This is a genomic window from Gammaproteobacteria bacterium (assembly GCA_029884425.1).
Classification (GTDB): Bacteria; Pseudomonadota; Gammaproteobacteria; order S012-40; family S012-40; genus JAOUHV01.
The window spans coordinates 1-15,692 of record JAOUHV010000060.1 but is presented as its reverse complement, the minus strand read 5'-3'; the positions used below and the strand labels follow the sequence as shown (position 1 = coordinate 15,692).

Below are 15,692 nucleotides of genomic sequence, written 5' to 3'. Positions count from 1 at the left end.
CGATCTGTATTGCAACGCATCGCCAGGATTGACCTGGGTTTTATCCTGTTCACGGATGACGTACAGACCCGTATTAAACGGTTCAATGGGATTGAAGTGACTTACCGCCGGTTCAGTCTGAGAGGCGAATGTTTTGTTTGAAATGCTTTGTTCTGGTGTAGTTTCTGGACTCAGTCCAGAAGCTTGTAAACTTGAGGCAATCAGGGTTAACGCCAACGCCATGGTCGTGAAAGTCCATCGAATCCATCGCGCAAACTTGTTCATCGTGATTGCAGCACGTTAATTCAGCGTGATTTTGAATGTTGTAGCGCTGCGCATCTCCGGTGGGACGGATGTGATGGTCCAGCAAATGTTGTCTTGCGCCAATCCTGGGACATGGGTGGTTTGTCCAGGGATGGGGGTGACAAATTTGGCATGGTGTACCCTCTGAAAACAAACGGGGTTCATTTTTATTTCTGTTAATTCATTGATATTTAATGTCTTTTTGTAGGCGTCATAGGGGTGATCATTGGACGTACGCAGTGCAGCGGACATCAATGCGTTTTGATTTTCGGCTTTGGTGTTGTAGTTAGACATAGCATTCATCTGCCTAGGGATTGGTTCCTATGGGTATCAGTGGGGATATCGGATGATTTTTCGGGGAAATGTAGAAGATTGATGTCCGGGAGTGTGATGTAGATCACAGATGTATTTGAGCCCCCCCTAAAAACGAGGTTTGGGATTATCTATTACGCCAGGGGGAAGCAAGGGTGGTGAAACCGGCTAATCAAATGATGCCAGTCAAATTACTTTCTGGAAGGGCAAGCCAAGTCTTGCTTGGGGAGAATTTGTTGGCTGAATAAGGGCCTGCTACGACTAGGACAGTCAGCGCAGGCCACAGGGTGATTATTCGGCAGTGGTGCTGTTGTCGTCAGCGTTATCCTTGCTGGTTTGTTCGGTTGTGGTTGCAGACTGAGCATTGTCTGTTGTTGCAGCGTCGTCGGTGGTGTTAGCGGTGTCGGTTTCACTGGTGGCTGGGGCGGTTGTGGCTGGGGCTGTTGCTGCAGCAGCAGTCTCGGTCTCTGAAGCAAGCAGAGGGGTGCTTACCAGCGTCAAAACTAAGGCGGTGAGCAGATAAAAGCGTGTTCTCATTGTTATATTCTCCTAGTAAATTTAGCAACTATCGATGTGCTGGCACCAGGACGTTGGCGAGTGACTGCGTAGCTTTGGCATGGCCCCGCCTGGGCAGGCTCGTTGAGATTAAACTTGAATCGGTTATTTTGCAATTGTCTCTGAAAGCAGACGCTTTTTTGTGTTTTGATCCGGTTCGACTGTTTTCATGCAAATGTTTTTGCAGTATTTTCTGTAGAAGGTAGGTAATTTGATGGCTGATGGGGGAGTACTGATTTTGCTGACAACAATAGCGAAGAAATGGTTGCTGGCTGCGGGCATCCTTTTTTTTACTTGCATTTCTTCTGTTCAGGCCATGGAAATCGAAGACTTAATCCGCCATATGGACAAGTTGTGGCGCGGTGAAACATCTCATGCGCTGATGTCAATGCAGGTGACGACCAAAAACTATCAGCGAACCATGGTGATGGAGACATGGTCCCGAGGGATGGATCATTCGTTGGTGGTCATTAAAGACCCGATCAAAGATCGCGGCGTGGCGACGCTCAAAGTCAAAGAGAATATTTGGAACTATCTGCCCAAAATAGACCGGGTAGCCAAGGTGCCTTCCAGTATGATGTCTGGTTCATGGATGGGAAGTCATTTCACCAATGATGATTTGGTGAGAGAAAGCACTTTCGAAACGGATTATGACTCAACCATCAGTTATGCAGGCATGCGTGACGGGCGACTGGTGTATGAAATAATGTCGATTCCCAAGGAAAATTCCGCGGTGGTGTGGGGAAAAATTGTAATGATCATGGACCAGAAAACGCTGGCGCCCTTAACATCTGAATATTACGACGAAGAGGGTGAACTGATGCGAAAAATGCTGTTTGATAAAACCAGGAAGATAAATGGTTTTGATGTGCCCATGCGCATGACGCTGCTGCCAAACGACAAGCCTGACGAGTCGACAATTGTTGAGTACCAGTCGATCGAATTTGCCGTGCCATTACAGGAAAACTTTTTCTCGCTACAGAATTTGAAGAAAGGTCTGTAGTTGCCTATGCGTACAGTTTGGTTGCGCGATTTTTTTTCACGCTGGATGGTGCTGGTTTTTATCGCCTGGCGGAATATCTGGCGAAATCAGGTGCGCAGCCTGTTGACCGTATCCGCGCTGGCCGGAAGTCTGGTTATTGTGATCCTGTATTCGGCCCTGCTGGAAGGTATGACCCGACAAATGGCGCAGTTTGCCACGGAGATATCCACCGGAGATTTGCAGATTCATCGCAAAGAATTTCGTGACGATCAAGATTTATATGCCACTATCCCTGTTTCGTATCTGGATAAGTTGGAGAAGCGCTTCCCAACTTTAAATTTTTCACCAAGGATGTATGCAGCGGCATTGGCCAGCAGCGGCGAGATATCTACCGGCGTGTCGATCAAAGCTGTCGATCCGGTGCGAGAGCCTCAGGTCACAAACATCTTGCAACACATCCGTGAGGGAAGTTTGAATCTTGCAATGGATGCAAGCGGGTATTTTAATGTGCTGCTTGGCGCGCAACTGGCGAAAAGCATGGCAGTTGTACCGGGCAGTGAAATGATCCTGGTTACCCAGGCAGCGGATGGCAGCATCGGCAATGCCTTGTTTAGAGTGGCAGGAATTATCAAACCGGTTGAGCCAAATTTTGATCGCATGGGTGTTTTAATGTCGATTGATGCTTATCAGCAGTTGATGGTCATGCAGCCGGGGTTTCATGAGCTGGTGGTCAAGGTCGGTGATTCACATTCATTAATGGTTGCGCAGCAACAAATTAATGCTGCGATAGCCGCGTTGTCGTTGGCAGATCCGGCACATGCGGAAACTGATTTGTTGGTGGAAACGTGGCGACAATTGACACCTGCGGTGGCGGATATGCTGGATTTAAGCAAGGTGATGGTGTGGATTGTTGGCGCAATTGTTGTCAGTCTTGCTTCATTGGGTATGCTGAATACCATGTTGATGGCTGTGTATGAGCGCAGCCATGAGTTTGGAATTCTGTTGGCAATTGGTATGAAGGCCCGCGTGCTTATGGTGATGGTTTTGCTAGAGTCGCTGTTTCTTGCGAGCATCGCTACGTTGGTTGGTGTGGTGATTGGATCTGGTCTGGCGACTTATCTGCAGACTCACGGCATTGATTTCAGTAGTTCCATGCCTGACGGCTATGACTGGGGCGGTATGGTGTTTGAACCAGTGATGCGCGGCCATTTGGAATTTTCTCAGGTGGTTATCGCAAGCGTATTGATGTTGGTGATTGCGATGTTGTCGTCCCTGCTTCCTGTCTGGCGCGCCATTCGCTTGAAACCGGCCCAGGATATTCGATGAATACTCGTCACAATCACTTACCTTTCTCAATGCTGTTGGCGCTGGCTTGGCGAAATCTGTGGCGCAATCGGCGACGTACGCTGCTGACCCTGATATCGATTTCATTGGGATTTGCCTTGGCGGTGATGTTCATCGGCATTGGCGATGGCAGCCACAATTCCATGATACGCAATGCCATCAAATTAGGTGATGGTCATCTGGTGGTGCAGCCCAATGGCTATATGCAATCGCCTGCCAATTACAAATTTATTGCGGACGGTCAGCAAATCAATGCTCAACTAGAGCAGCTGAAGATACCCGCGAGTATTCAACCCCGCGTTACGCTGCAGGTGTTGGCCAGCACGGCGAGTAATTCTGTGGGCGCAGCCTTGGAAGGCATCGTCAGTAGTGATGATCCTCGAGTTGAATTGTTGCGCGGCAAATTGCTGCAAGGCCAATGGTTTGAGTCATCGGACAAGCGCGGGGTTGCGATCGGCGAAGGCATGGCGCGCAAGTTGAAAGTGTCAGTGGGTAGCAAACTGGTGTTGATGGCAGGAACGCAGCAGGGGGATACGCAGGCGCAGCTGGGGCGTGTTCGTGCCGTGTTCAAATCAGGCATTGAGGAACTGGACAACTTTCTGGTGTTTGCAGACGTGTCATTCGCGCAACAATTTCTGATTGGCGAAGGCGCCGATGCGAATGCATATCCGGTTACAAAATTTGCCATTTTCTTGCAAAACCCCAAAGATGTTCAGTTTTGGAAAAATCGTATCGATATGACACTGCAAGCCAGTCAGACGGTTGTACTTGATTGGCAAACCATGATGCCGCAGTTATTGCAGTTTGTGATGCTGGATGATGCCGGCAACTATGTCTTTTTGATATTGATTATGACTATGCTGGTGTTTGGTATTGTCAATACGGTGTTGATGAGTGTGCTGGAGCGGACACGCGAATTTGGTTTGCTCAGGGCATTAGGTTTGAAAAAACATCAGCTGATGTTGCTGGTGTTGTGTGAAACCTTATTGCTGAGTTTATTGGCACTGCTATTTGGCTGGGTACTGGGAGGCGGAGTTCATCTGTGGTTATCTATCCATGGTTTGGATTTGTCCTCAATGATGAAATCAGGAACCGAAATCATGGGGACTTTTATGGACCCGATTATCTACACCGAACTGTCATGGAATCGAGTTTGGCAAATAACCATGGTGGTTTTTATTGCGACCATGTCATCAGGTATTTATCCGGCGATAAAAACGGCCAGAGTCACTCCGGTTCAGGCGCTGCGAACCTAAGGCGATACGCATGGAAAATTTGTTGAAAATAGTTGGCGTGAACAAAACATATCTGCAAGGGCAGATTGAAGTTCATGCATTGCGAAATATTGAGTTGCAAATTAGTGAAGGGGAGTTTGTTGCTTTGGTGGGGCCTTCCGGCTCAGGCAAGACGACGCTGCTAAACATCATTGGCGGCATTGACAGTGTTGATCAGGGTTCGGTGATTCTCAATGGGGTGGATATGACGACCATGAGTGAGTCAGCCCTGTCTGATTTTCGTCTATACCAATTGGGATTTGTATTTCAGGCTTACAATCTGGTGCCGGTGCTCAGCGCGCTGGAAAATGTTGAGCTGGTGATGGTGTTGCAAGGTCGAACAGCAACAGAACGGCGCCAGCGTGCTGAACATTATTTGCAATTGGTGGGATTGGGCGATCTGATGAACAGACGACCTGCGGCATTGAGTGGTGGTCAACAGCAGCGTGTTGCGGTTGCCCGTGCCTTGGCGGCCGGTCCGCGACTGGTATTGGCGGACGAGCCTACCGCCAATCTGGATTCGGAAAATGCTGGTGCCTTGCTCGATATCATGCATCGATTGTCGAGAGAAGAAAAAACCACGTTTATATTTTCCACCCACGATCCACGAGTGATGCAACGCGCCGAGCGCATCATTACCCTGCGTGATGGCATGATTACCGATGATCAGCGGGTGTTGACGGCAACATGATTCGTGCGATTGTGTTGCTGCTGGCGATGATGTTTTCCTCTGCGGGAAAGGCGGAGGAAATGAGTCAGCGCTTTTCATTGTTTGCGCTGTGCTTTGCGGCTGACATGGAAACTTCGGATAGCGAGACCGGTCACTGCCTGCAACAGCAGAGTCTGCGGTTTATGCTTGATGACAGCAGTGAATCGTCTTCCTGGGCTACGCATCTGAAAGTCAGGAACCAATATTTCAGTGATGCGTATGCCTATGCCCCAAAAGCGACTTCGCCATTTCGCTATCAATCACTGAGTGACAGCTACGCCACCGACTGCGGTGAGCGTGATTGTTCGCGTTTTGATTATGAGGTTGATCGTGCGCTGTATCGTTGGCAGCAGTCGCAGATGGATTTGAGCATTGGTCGACAGGCGGTAGACTGGGGAAGTGGACGTTTCTGGCAGCCGTTAAATGTGTTTGGTGCTTTTTCGCCAACCGACATTGATACCGATTTCAAAAATGGCATTGATGTGCTGACGGCCAGTTGGTATCCCAATCCATTTGCATCGCTGACTGGGGTATACCAGCCGGCAATGCAGGGCGAAGATAGTGGCGTGTTGCATTACCGTGCGCAGTTTGCAGACCAATTGGAAGGCGCGGCGTTGATTGGTAGCGTTATTGATGACTGGGTTGTTGGTGCCTCGCTGGAGGGACCGATGGGCGGTTTTGGCTGGCGATGGGAAATGTTGGCGCGTCAATCTGCCAGTGATGCGCGTAGTTTGTTTTCCATTGCAGGAATGGATTATCAATTTTCAGACGGCACGGTGTTGATTGTCGAAGGCTATTATCACAGCGATGGCGTTGATCGCGAACAGCAAATACCGATGGTATCCGACAACATGCTGCGCATGGCCAATATTCGGCCGCAGTTGGCCAGTCAGTTGTTGGGAGTGGGCGCGAGTAAGAATTTTCTGGCACTGTGGCAAGGCAGTTATTTGTTGCTGTTTTCGGTCATGGATGACATCGACCAGCAAGCGGAAATTTCGCTGTTGCAGCAAGTGTCATTGACCTATTCGCTGAGTGACGAATCCGATCTGTTGCTGCTGTGGGCAGCAGGAGTAGGAAAATCACGAACCAGCGAAGGGCGGGTTCGCTCCGAATTCGGTGACATTCCTTGGAGTATGGCCGCGCGGTTTCGGCTTTATTTTTAGCGCTTAGCGCTATTGGGTTGTATGTTGCGTTTGCGGCGGCTGCCGATGACTTCGAAAAACAAACCGGATACCACCGTAAAGCGTGACACGCGATAAAACAGTTCACGCACAGGCATCTCGCGATAATTGCCGACTTCTTTTAGCTTGGGCAGGAAAATGGCCGATACCGCAGCGCGAGCGATGCCTGATACCAAAAACAGAATAAAAAACACGCTGAAAAATTCGTACGAGAAGTCACCAATCTGAATTGTTTTGTCCATATGGGTTGCCAAAAAACCCCCCAGGGTTGCACCGGCAAACACGCCGATGTTGGCCAGGGTGCTGTGGGCTGCCATGAGAGTGACGCGCTTATTGGCGGGCAGTGCGTCATAAACGTAATTGCCCGCACTTAAGCTGAAACCTGCCCAGACAAATCCTCCCAAGGCTTGCAACAGCATGATGTACCAGATGTTGGTCGTTGTGGTCCACAGCAAAGGGAAAATTGGAATTAACATGCCGCAGGTGATCAGTACCAGGCGATTGCCAAACACATCTGCGATGCGTCCCCACCAATTCAAGGTAAGAAATTGGGCGAGAATGATCGCGCTCATGTTCAAGGTAAATTGGAAATAGCTGAGATTTAACTCGCGCAGCAAATAGACGCTGAAAAACGGGGATGCAATGGCGGTGGCAAATTGCATGAAGGCGAAATACATCGAAAACAGCGCAAATGGCGAGTTGATGAACTGCTGTCTCCACAAACGCCAATTGGGAATTTCCAACACGGCCGTTTGGCCCGGCGGATCGTACATCTGCTTCAGTTGATGAATCGACACCATGCGCGCAAACATCGCAATCGCAAAAATGGAGGCAAAGCCGGCAAAGGCGTAACCGCTTTTGTCGAATAAGTGTAGCAGCATGCCGGCGCCCAACAGCGCGATAAACGAGGTGACACTGGCCAGGCGGGTGCGGTAGGCAAAGTAGCGGCCACGGCGGCGTTGGTCGACCAGGTCGCCCATCAGGCTGCTCCATTGTGGCAGCGTCATGTTGGAGCCGAAGTAGTACATCATCACCGCCAGCAGGAACAGCGGCACCGCCTGTTCAGGGAAAATCCATGGCAGCACGATCATCGGTAACCAGCTGAGGCATTGGATGTGGGCGCCGATCAGAATGATTGGTTTGCGTTTTTGATAGCGCTGTCCCAACCAGGCGGACAGCATTTGGGCGATGGAGGCCATCAGTTGCGGCAGGGCAGCCAGCAAGCCGATCTGGCCGGGCGTGGCTTTAAGCATGACCGCAAAGGCGGAAAAATACGACTCACCGGCGCCGCTCATCACCGAGTATGCGACCCCGTCCTTTACGGAGTGGCGCAGCGACTTGTCGACCTGGGGGTCTTGGGAAAACTTGCGTAACTTGTTGCGCCGACGAAATAAAAACATGCTACCCCGGGGACTTCGGTTGACCTGATTTTTTTGGGTTATGTTTTTATATCGGCAGGCAATTTAAGAAATTAGCCTAATGTCGTTGAATTAATGATCAAACGGTGTCTTACCCCATGATTTTTGCGCGGAATATAAAAAATACTGCACCCAGCAGGCACAGTCCGGCCCACAGATAGTCCAGGGTCAGTTTTTCTTTCATGTAAAAAATGGCAAAAGGCACAAACACGCTCAGGGTAATGACTTCCTGCAGCAGTTTGAGCTGGCCCACGTTCATCACTTCATAACCAATACGGTTGGCCGGTACTTGCAGCAGGTATTCAAACAGCGCGATGCCCCAACTGACCAGCGCGGCGATAATCCACGGCTTATCCGCCAGATTTTTCAGGTGGGCGTACCAGGCAAAGGTCATGAACACGTTGGAGCACAGCAATAACAGGGTGGTCGTCAGGTAGGGATTCATGAATGTTTTCGGTGGGTTGGATACCACCGATTGTTGGACGGCCTCGGTGGCTTGTCAATGGGAATGTGGGCCAATTCCACCGCTGGATTGGTTGATTTCCACCAGGCAGGGTTGCGCGACTAAAAATAAATTGCTGATAAAACAGGTAGATAGAACTTGGTCTGGTTGTTGCCATTAGTGCTTTGAGACGAAGGTCTTTTGCGATTCGCCGCAGTGGCAGCGCAACACGTGAGTTCTAACTGGCAACAAGGTGAATGTAATGAAATTGAACAAATTGGCAGTGATTTTTGGTTTGGTCGCGTCAGCAGTATTGTTTTCTTCGGCACAGGCTTGTGAGCATGTCGCATCAACCGATACTGAATCAGCGATTCATGTATTGGCAAATAATTCTGCCGATGTTGAAAGTTATGCAGTAGAGCAAGCCTGTGAAATGCCGGTGACTGAGGAACTTGAATTGATCGACCCTTCTGATGTGGCCGATGAAGCCATGCCCGAAGGCAAACCAGCGTTTGCCAGTACCCAAATCAACGGCTGACACAGCCGGGTCTTGCTTGGCAGTATTACAGGCCGTGTTTTTGTTTGCGGTAGCGTAGTTTCTCGCGGCTGGTGCGCAGCAATTGTGCGGCGGCGGAGGCATTCTGCTGACAACGTTGCAGCGCTTCATCGATGATGTAGCGTTCCATTTCTTCCAGGTTCATGCTGCCATCCAGCGGGATGAGCAAGTGGTCCGTTGTGGCCGGCGACACGGTTTGCGATCCGGGTTGAACACTGTCCAGTTGCAGCCATTGCAGCGGCAGTTGCTCGGTATCGGCAAACAACACGCAGCGCTCAACGACGTTGCGCAATTCACGCACGTTGCCAGGCCAACTGTGCTGATTCAGCATTTGCCACGCAGCGGGTGGAATTTTGCTGACTTGGCGTTTGGCTTTTGAATTAAATTCGTTGATAAGTGCCGGCACCAGTTCCAGCAAATCGTCCTTGCGATCACGCAGCGAAGGCAGTTTGACTTCGAATAAACTAAGGCGATGATACAAGTCGTTGCGGAATTGCCCTTGCTGCACCAGTTCTGCAAAGTTGCGATTGCTGGCGGTGATGATCTGGATATCAATGCTGGTTTCCATTTCACTACCCAAGCGACGGATTTTTTTATCTTCGATGGCTTTGAGCAACTTGCTTTGCAGTTCCAGCGGCATTTCACCGATTTCATCCAAAAACAGCGTGCCGCCATCGGCTTGCTCGAACAAGCCACGGCGGGATTTTTTGGCGCCGGTGAATGCTCCGGCTTCGTGACCAAACAATTCCGATTCCAGCAAATCCTTGGGCAGGGCGGCGCAGTTTAATTCGACAAATGGCGCTGTCGCACGCGGCCCGCTGTGGTGAATAATTTTCGCCGCCAGACCTTTGCCTGTGCCGCTTTCGCCGCTGATGATCAGCGAGCTGAAAGGCACTTCGGTGAGGCGTTGCAGCATGGCGCGTGTCTGTTGTGCCTGGGGACTGCTGCCCAAAAATGCGGCAACGGTATAGCGCTGCGTGTGTACGGTTTGTTGTGCGAGCAATCGGCTTTGCGCCAGGGCACTGCGTTTGGCGCTGTTGATCACCAGATCCAGCCGGTCCAGATCGCAGGGCTTTTCCAGAAAATCGCACGCGCCCAGTTGCAGTGCGCGCACGGAATCGGGCACGGTGCCATACGCGGTTAAAAACACCCATTCACTGCTGGCGAGTTGTTCACGCACTTCGGCCAAAAAATCCAGGCCGTTGCCGTCGGGCAAATTCATGTCCGACAACACCACCAGCGGTTCCAGTTGTTGTTCCAGCAGGGCTTGTCGTGCCTGCGCAATGGTGGAACAGAGTTGGACTTCAAAACCCATGCGGCGGAAGCGACGCGATAATTCATTGCCCAACAGTGGTTCGTCTTCAATGATCAGTAGCTTGTTGTTCATCTCATTGGTTCCATGGCAGTGTCATGGTGACGCAGGCGCCACCTTGGTCAGGATTGCTCAGTTGCAGTGTGCCGCCTTGTTCATGGCAAAAACGGCGCACCATCGACAGGCCCAGGCCGGTTCCATGTTCGCGTCCTGTCACAAACGGTTGCACACCGCTGGCCAGGATGTGCTGCGGAAAACCCGGGCCATCATCGGTGACGCGAATAATCAGTCGTTGTTGCTCGGTGTATGCTTCCAGCACAATGTGGCCGGATTTTTTTTCGATGCTTTGGGCGGCATTCAGCACCAGATTCAGGATGGCTTGGCGCAGGCGGCCTTGAGGAAGATAGCAAAAAATGTCGTCGTTGATGCGTTGTTCCAGGCGGATGTTGGCAGAAATCTGATAGCGAACCAATTGCAGCAGCGAGGAAATGGTTTCTGCCAGTTGAAAGCGGCTGGCCGGTTCGGGCGTGTGCTGTGATTGATTAAGCACGTGGTTGAGAAGTTGCGTGATGTTTTGCAATGACTCGATCACCAGGGTGAGGCGTTCGATGTGATCTGGTTCAGTGGTATCGCTGCGTAGGTTGGCCAGTGCCAAATGAATGCCTGCCAGTGGATTGCGCAATTCGTGCGCCAGACCGGCGGTCAGTTCACCCACCGCAGCCAGGCGTTCTGACTGGGCCAGGGTGTGATGGTATTCGAGCAGCGATTGCGTTGCCAACCGAACATTGCCTTCAAGTTCTTGCTGATGTTTTTGCTGGGCGATTTCCAATTCACTTAAGCGTTGCACCATGCGGCCGAAGTTTTCAAACAAAGGCCGTAGCAGCGGATCAATGTGTTTTAACTGAACATCGGGCATGACCGTTTGATGTCCCAGCCGGTTGATCAGCAATCCCAGTCCATCCAGTGGACGCAAAATGCGATGGCGTAAAAAAAACAGCATCAGCATGCCGATGACTGGCAGCGAAATGGCGATAAAGGTACTGGTTTCCAGTTCCAGATGGTTATCGTGGGCTAATAAATTGATGGATTGGTTTAGGGCATGGGTTTCCATGTGCAACACTTCACGCAACTCTTTTTTTGAAGCGGTCAGGGTGGGCTGCGCGCTGCCGAGATTGGCATTTTCCAGTTGAGTGGCGATATGCAGCAGCGCTTGATGCGAGCTGGTATTTAGTCGGGCTGGGGCAAGGAAGGTCGCATTGATATCTGTCGCCAGTTGATGAAGTTTTTCAAGTTGCTGCGATTCGTTGTCTGGCCCGCTGCTGTCAATGTCATCAAGCATGGCGCTATAGCGTTGCAATTCATCCACCAACACTATTTGCGCGGCGAGAGGCTCGGTGCGATGTGCGGCATTCCAGGCAGATTTAATCAGCAGGCCCAGCGCAATGGCGGAAATCAGCAGCAAACAGGCTATCGTTATCCAAAATGGCCGGTAAACCAGATGGCTGTAACTGCTTTTGGGCGAGGGAAGAGGATTCATGACGTCGACTCAAAGGGCCTGACTGGCTTTGCGACATGATAATCGCTTATCCGTCAGTAAACTACGGATGTTGGCAGCGAAAAAAAGAGCGCTGGATTGCGAGGTCCAGCGCTAAATATTGACGAAAGGGGAAAGAGGTAGAACCCCATAAAGCTTATCGCCAATTTGCCTTTGCAAGCATTGCGGCCATCCAGCCACAGTACGCCTACAACGTGCCAGCTCGGAACATCAGGCGAGGGGGGCTCGCTGAGGTTGCCTGCGGGCGACTTGGTACGGTCGGACAGTCGCAAAAACTTGCGCAGCAATAATGGCAGGATCTGTGCCATACATTTAATTGACTGAAATCCAAAGGTATTCTGAATTTTGAGCAGCCGGTTGCGGGGTCTGACTGGTTGAAATAAACCTATGGACTGGTTGATTTCAACCAGGGTGATGCCAAATCAACCAGTCAATAACGAACTAATCCTGATGGACTCGGTGCCCCGGTTTTAGCTTTTGGCAAATTGCCAAGCGTGGGCAGCAATCACTTTTGCGGAATGCGGGCTGTTCCAAGGTGCAGGGTAGAGCGAATGTCGTCCATGGTGGACAGCCGTGCCTGCCGAATCAGATGGCTGATGCTAAAAATATTATGGTTGATCAAGTGGACTAAACACGCCTATCCCAGGGCGGTTCAGGACATGGGTGTAAATCATGGTGGTCGAAACGTTCGAGTGGCCAAGCAACTCTTGAACGGTGCGGATATCGTAGTTTGCTTCCAGCAAGTGAGTTGCAAAACTATGACGCAGCGTATGGCAACCGACGCGCTTGTTAATGTGGCTGGCTGCAGCGGCTCGCTTCACTGCTTTTTGTACCACGCTTTCATGTTGATGGTGGCGACGTATGCTTCCACCGTATGGGTCTACGGCAAGACGACTGGACGGAAACAGATACTGCCATTTTAATTCTTTGCCCGCATGCGGATATTTTCGGCTGAGCGCATCAGGCAAGTTGACCTCACCGTAGCCTGCAGCAATATCCAATGTATGAACCCGTTGAACTTCCTTTATTTGTTGCTGAAGTTCATCGACAAGTTTGTGGGGCAGAGGAACGTAGCGATCTTTTTTTCCTTTTGCCTGGCGAATGTGAATGCGTTGGTAATCGAAATCAATGTCCTGCACGCGCAGACTAATGCCCTCCAGCAGACGCATGCCCGTCCCATACAGCAAAGAGACGACCAGTTTGTAGGGTTCGTCAATTTGTGAAAGCAGATTCTTAACTTCGGCTCGGCTGAGGACCGTGGGCAACGATTTTGCGCGTTTGGCTCGAGCAAAACTATCAAAGTCTCCAAGCTCTTTCATCAGCACATGTTTGTACAAAAAAACTACAGCATTGAGCGCTTGATTTTGCGTGCTGGAACTCACCTGGCGGCGAATGGCCAGGTGCTCCAGAAATGACTTCACTTCTTGCTGTCCAGTTTTGTCGGGGCTACGGCCATTGCAAAAAATAATGTAGCGGCAAATCCATTGTTCATAACTTTGTTCGGTTCGATAGGCATAACCACGTCGCCTTATTTCGCTGGTAAATTGGACCAATAACTTCCGATGCGCAGATCGGACTTCGCTCAATGGTCCATCACTGTTGCGTTCCTTGATGTAACTGAGTTGATCCGGCGTAAGCTGGCGGACTGTGCTCGGATGGTCAAATTCCAGTTGCTTGGCGGTATCCAGCCAATATTGCCATGAGACAGACTTGCTGGTATCGGTAGACAGCAAGTCACAATAGAGAATCCGTATAGCATCGACGCATTGATAAAATTGCCAACCATTGAGGCGATTTTGGCGGCCTATCATTTCAAAATACTGATTGATGTCGCTATCCAAAAGGCTCTTGATCTTGCGACCTTTTTGAGTCTTAATAAAGTCTTCGACGCGTTTCACATACCAGCGACGTTGGGGCTCAGGTATGGATGCCTTTTTGAGGCATATTAAATAGTTGTCAAAGAAGCGTGCAGTAGCATCAGAGATGCCGACAGAGGATTTGGTCATAGAAATGTCCTTGTAAAAAACTCGGGCTTCCTGCCCATAGACCGATGTGCTGAGTCCAATAATAGGCCGCGCACGTCAATAGTACAATAGGCCGCTGCGGTAGTATTCGAATAGTACAGTTGCGGCCTAATATAATGTTAGGCAAATATATGGAGTTTCATCTAATGGAAAAAATTTCGGCCGATAGAGCATTCTTTATAAAGTTGGGTGAAAGAGGTGGGTGGGAATCTGATTGCATAAAAAATGGTCGGATTGAGCTAGGATACTTGGACGTTAATCATGATCTTTGCGTGTCCGGGAAGTGGGATGAGGTACGTGAAACTTTTCCTTATGGTGCAAATTCTGGTGCAAAGACTCGTCACTTAAATCAAGTAAAAGCATTCTATGAAGAGCCAAATACTACGCTTTGGATTACATTTTTTTCGGATAGGATGTGGTGGTGCTTTGCAGATGAAGAAGTAGTCTACTTGCCTGGCAGTAAATCAAAGTACCGGCGTGTGATTGGTGAATGGAAAGATGTCGATGTAAATGGTGACTGCCTCACTAAATCGAGATTGAGTGGTAAGCTTCTGGCAGTACAAAGTTTTCAAGGAACGATTTGTAGCATAGGGGAAAGAGAATATTTACTTCACAAGATAAATGGAACAAATGAACCGCATGTTGAAGCTGCTGAATTAGCATTCGAGCATCTAAGAAAGTCGCTTATCCCTATAATAAAAAACCTCCACCCAAAGGACTTTGAAATTTTCACAGACTTAATTTTCAGACAGGGGGGGTGGAAAAGATCAGGTGTTGCAGGGGAAGTCGAAAAAGATATTGATATGGCTCTTATCTCACCTATTTCTGGCGAGTCTATAGCTGTGCAAGTAAAGTCAACGTCGAATAAAGCAACGTACGATGCTTATAAGAAAAAATTCGTTGAAATGGCTGGGTTCTCAAAATTCTATTATGTGACACATTCACCATCTCAGGATCTTGTAGAAGAATATCGTGAATTCGGTGATGACTCGTTTATTTTATGGGATGAGGATGAATTATCGAGGCAGGCGGTGAAGGGTGGCATAGTGGATTGGTTAATTGATAGGGCGTCATGACTTGCCTAACCATAGCATACAGCAGAGCCAAACTACAGCCTGCTGATGCAAGGCGTTATGTAAATAAATAATAAAAGGTCATACCTATGACAAGAAAAAGTGGCATCACCAGTACAAGTGAAACCAACCTCATTCTGAAATTGATAGAATCTATCTCGTCTTGGCGGCTACGCACCACCATCTCTATTATTTTCCTTCTTTCATCGTCATCCATTTTAATCTCCTATGTTACTAAAGATGCTAATTGGTTTTCTGCTTCTGGCGGTATAGTGACAATCATTGGTGTACTAATACTTTCTGGTGTTACTACCCACACTAAATTTGAAGATATAGGTGAAGAAATTAATCATAGGTTAGGGTTCAACAATAAAGGATTACCAAAAAATGGTAACGAGTTTATGAGTAATGTTGTTACCATAACCAATGAAGTCCTGCACATCCGACAAAAACAAATTGAAGCAGCTTGGTATGTTGCTGTTGGTACATTTATCTGGGCTTATGGTTTTTTGTTGGGAAAGATCTCTTGGTTCTCTGCAACAAATTGTACATAACCATCGCATACAGCAGAGCCTGAACTTCCCCCGAATTAGTGGACACGAAAGTCTAGCTAAATCGGAAGATAACAATGCCAAAATATCAACAGCACAAGAAAACTCTAAAATACAACGAT

16 protein-coding genes are annotated in these 15,692 nt (G+C 49.3%); 8 read left to right on the top strand and 8 right to left on the bottom strand.

Features of this window, described 5'->3' with window-relative positions:
* The 3 genes from OEW58_12720 to OEW58_12710 all read right to left on the bottom strand — a co-directional run.
* The coding region (locus tag OEW58_12720) for a hypothetical protein (protein MDH5302213.1) at nt 1-222 on the bottom strand (222 nt) is incomplete at its 3' end.
* 57 nt (nt 223-279) lie between these two features.
* The gene (locus OEW58_12715) at nt 280-576 is read right to left on the bottom strand and encodes a hypothetical protein (GenBank protein MDH5302212.1); all 297 of its coding nucleotides are present in this window, start codon (nt 574-576) and stop codon (nt 280-282) included.
* A 309-nt stretch (nt 577-885) separates the two neighbouring features.
* Nucleotides 886-1,131 (bottom strand): hypothetical protein, encoded by a 246-nt coding sequence (locus OEW58_12710; GenBank protein MDH5302211.1) that lies wholly within the window; start codon nt 1,129-1,131, stop codon nt 886-888.
* Nucleotides 1,132-1,363: 232 nt separating this feature from the next.
* Between OEW58_12710 and OEW58_12705 the strand changes: the two genes are divergently transcribed.
* The 5 genes from OEW58_12705 to OEW58_12685 are packed head-to-tail and all read left to right on the top strand — an operon-like array spanning nt 1,364 to nt 6,621.
* On the top strand, nt 1,364-2,152 hold the full coding sequence (locus OEW58_12705) for an outer membrane lipoprotein-sorting protein (GenBank protein MDH5302210.1): 789 nt from the start codon (nt 1,364-1,366) through the stop codon (nt 2,150-2,152).
* A gap of 6 nt (nt 2,153-2,158) precedes the next feature.
* Nucleotides 2,159-3,457, top strand: coding sequence for an FtsX-like permease family protein (locus tag OEW58_12700; GenBank protein MDH5302209.1), 1,299 nt, complete (start codon nt 2,159-2,161; stop codon nt 3,455-3,457).
* Nucleotides 3,454-4,731 carry an ABC transporter permease gene (locus OEW58_12695; GenBank protein ID MDH5302208.1) on the top strand — a complete coding sequence of 426 codons (1,278 nt, stop codon included), beginning with the start codon at nt 3,454-3,456 and terminating at the stop codon, nt 4,729-4,731. Before OEW58_12700 ends, OEW58_12695 begins: the two co-directional genes overlap by 4 nt.
* Nucleotides 4,732-4,741: 10 nt before the next feature.
* Nucleotides 4,742-5,440: an ABC transporter ATP-binding protein gene (locus OEW58_12690; GenBank protein ID MDH5302207.1), complete on the top strand. Its 699-nt coding sequence runs from the start codon at nt 4,742-4,744 to the stop codon at nt 5,438-5,440.
* Nucleotides 5,437-6,621: a hypothetical protein gene (locus tag OEW58_12685; GenBank protein MDH5302206.1), complete on the top strand. Its 1,185-nt coding sequence runs from the start codon at nt 5,437-5,439 to the stop codon at nt 6,619-6,621. Before OEW58_12690 ends, OEW58_12685 begins: the two co-directional genes overlap by 4 nt.
* On the opposite strand, the gene OEW58_12680 is transcribed toward OEW58_12685, so the two are convergent.
* The gene (locus tag OEW58_12680; GenBank protein MDH5302205.1) at nt 6,618-8,039 is read right to left on the bottom strand and encodes an MFS transporter; all 1,422 of its coding nucleotides are present in this window, start codon (nt 8,037-8,039) and stop codon (nt 6,618-6,620) included. The genes OEW58_12685 and OEW58_12680 overlap by 4 nt on opposite strands.
* Before the next feature lie 109 nt (nt 8,040-8,148).
* The gene (locus OEW58_12675; protein ID MDH5302204.1) at nt 8,149-8,502 is read right to left on the bottom strand and encodes a DMT family protein; all 354 of its coding nucleotides are present in this window, start codon (nt 8,500-8,502) and stop codon (nt 8,149-8,151) included.
* Nucleotides 8,503-8,761: 259 nt separating this feature from the next.
* On the opposite strand from OEW58_12675, the gene OEW58_12670 reads away from it, so the two are divergent.
* Nucleotides 8,762-9,037, top strand: coding sequence for a hypothetical protein (locus OEW58_12670; GenBank protein ID MDH5302203.1), 276 nt, complete (start codon nt 8,762-8,764; stop codon nt 9,035-9,037).
* A gap of 25 nt (nt 9,038-9,062) precedes the next feature.
* Here the strand turns inward: OEW58_12670 and OEW58_12665 are convergent, their stop codons facing one another.
* The 3 genes from OEW58_12665 to OEW58_12655 form a co-directional block, all read right to left on the bottom strand.
* On the bottom strand, nt 9,063-10,442 hold the full coding sequence (locus tag OEW58_12665) for a sigma-54 dependent transcriptional regulator (protein ID MDH5302202.1): 1,380 nt from the start codon (nt 10,440-10,442) through the stop codon (nt 9,063-9,065).
* Between the two features lies 1 nt (nt 10,443).
* Entirely contained in the window at nt 10,444-11,904 is a 1,461-nt protein-coding gene (locus OEW58_12660) for a HAMP domain-containing histidine kinase (protein ID MDH5302201.1), read from the bottom strand.
* Nucleotides 11,905-12,530: 626 nt separating this feature from the next.
* The gene (locus OEW58_12655) at nt 12,531-13,928 is read right to left on the bottom strand and encodes an integron integrase (protein ID MDH5302200.1); all 1,398 of its coding nucleotides are present in this window, start codon (nt 13,926-13,928) and stop codon (nt 12,531-12,533) included.
* 164 nt (nt 13,929-14,092) lie between these two features.
* Here OEW58_12655 and OEW58_12650 point away from each other — a divergent pair, with 164 nt between their 5' ends.
* Nucleotides 14,093-15,022 (top strand): hypothetical protein, encoded by a 930-nt coding sequence (locus OEW58_12650; protein ID MDH5302199.1) that lies wholly within the window; start codon nt 14,093-14,095, stop codon nt 15,020-15,022.
* An 86-nt stretch (nt 15,023-15,108) separates the two neighbouring features.
* A complete protein-coding gene (locus OEW58_12645; GenBank protein MDH5302198.1) occupies nt 15,109-15,573 on the top strand; it encodes a hypothetical protein in 465 nt (154 codons plus the stop codon).
* Nucleotides 15,574-15,692 lie beyond the last annotated feature (119 nt).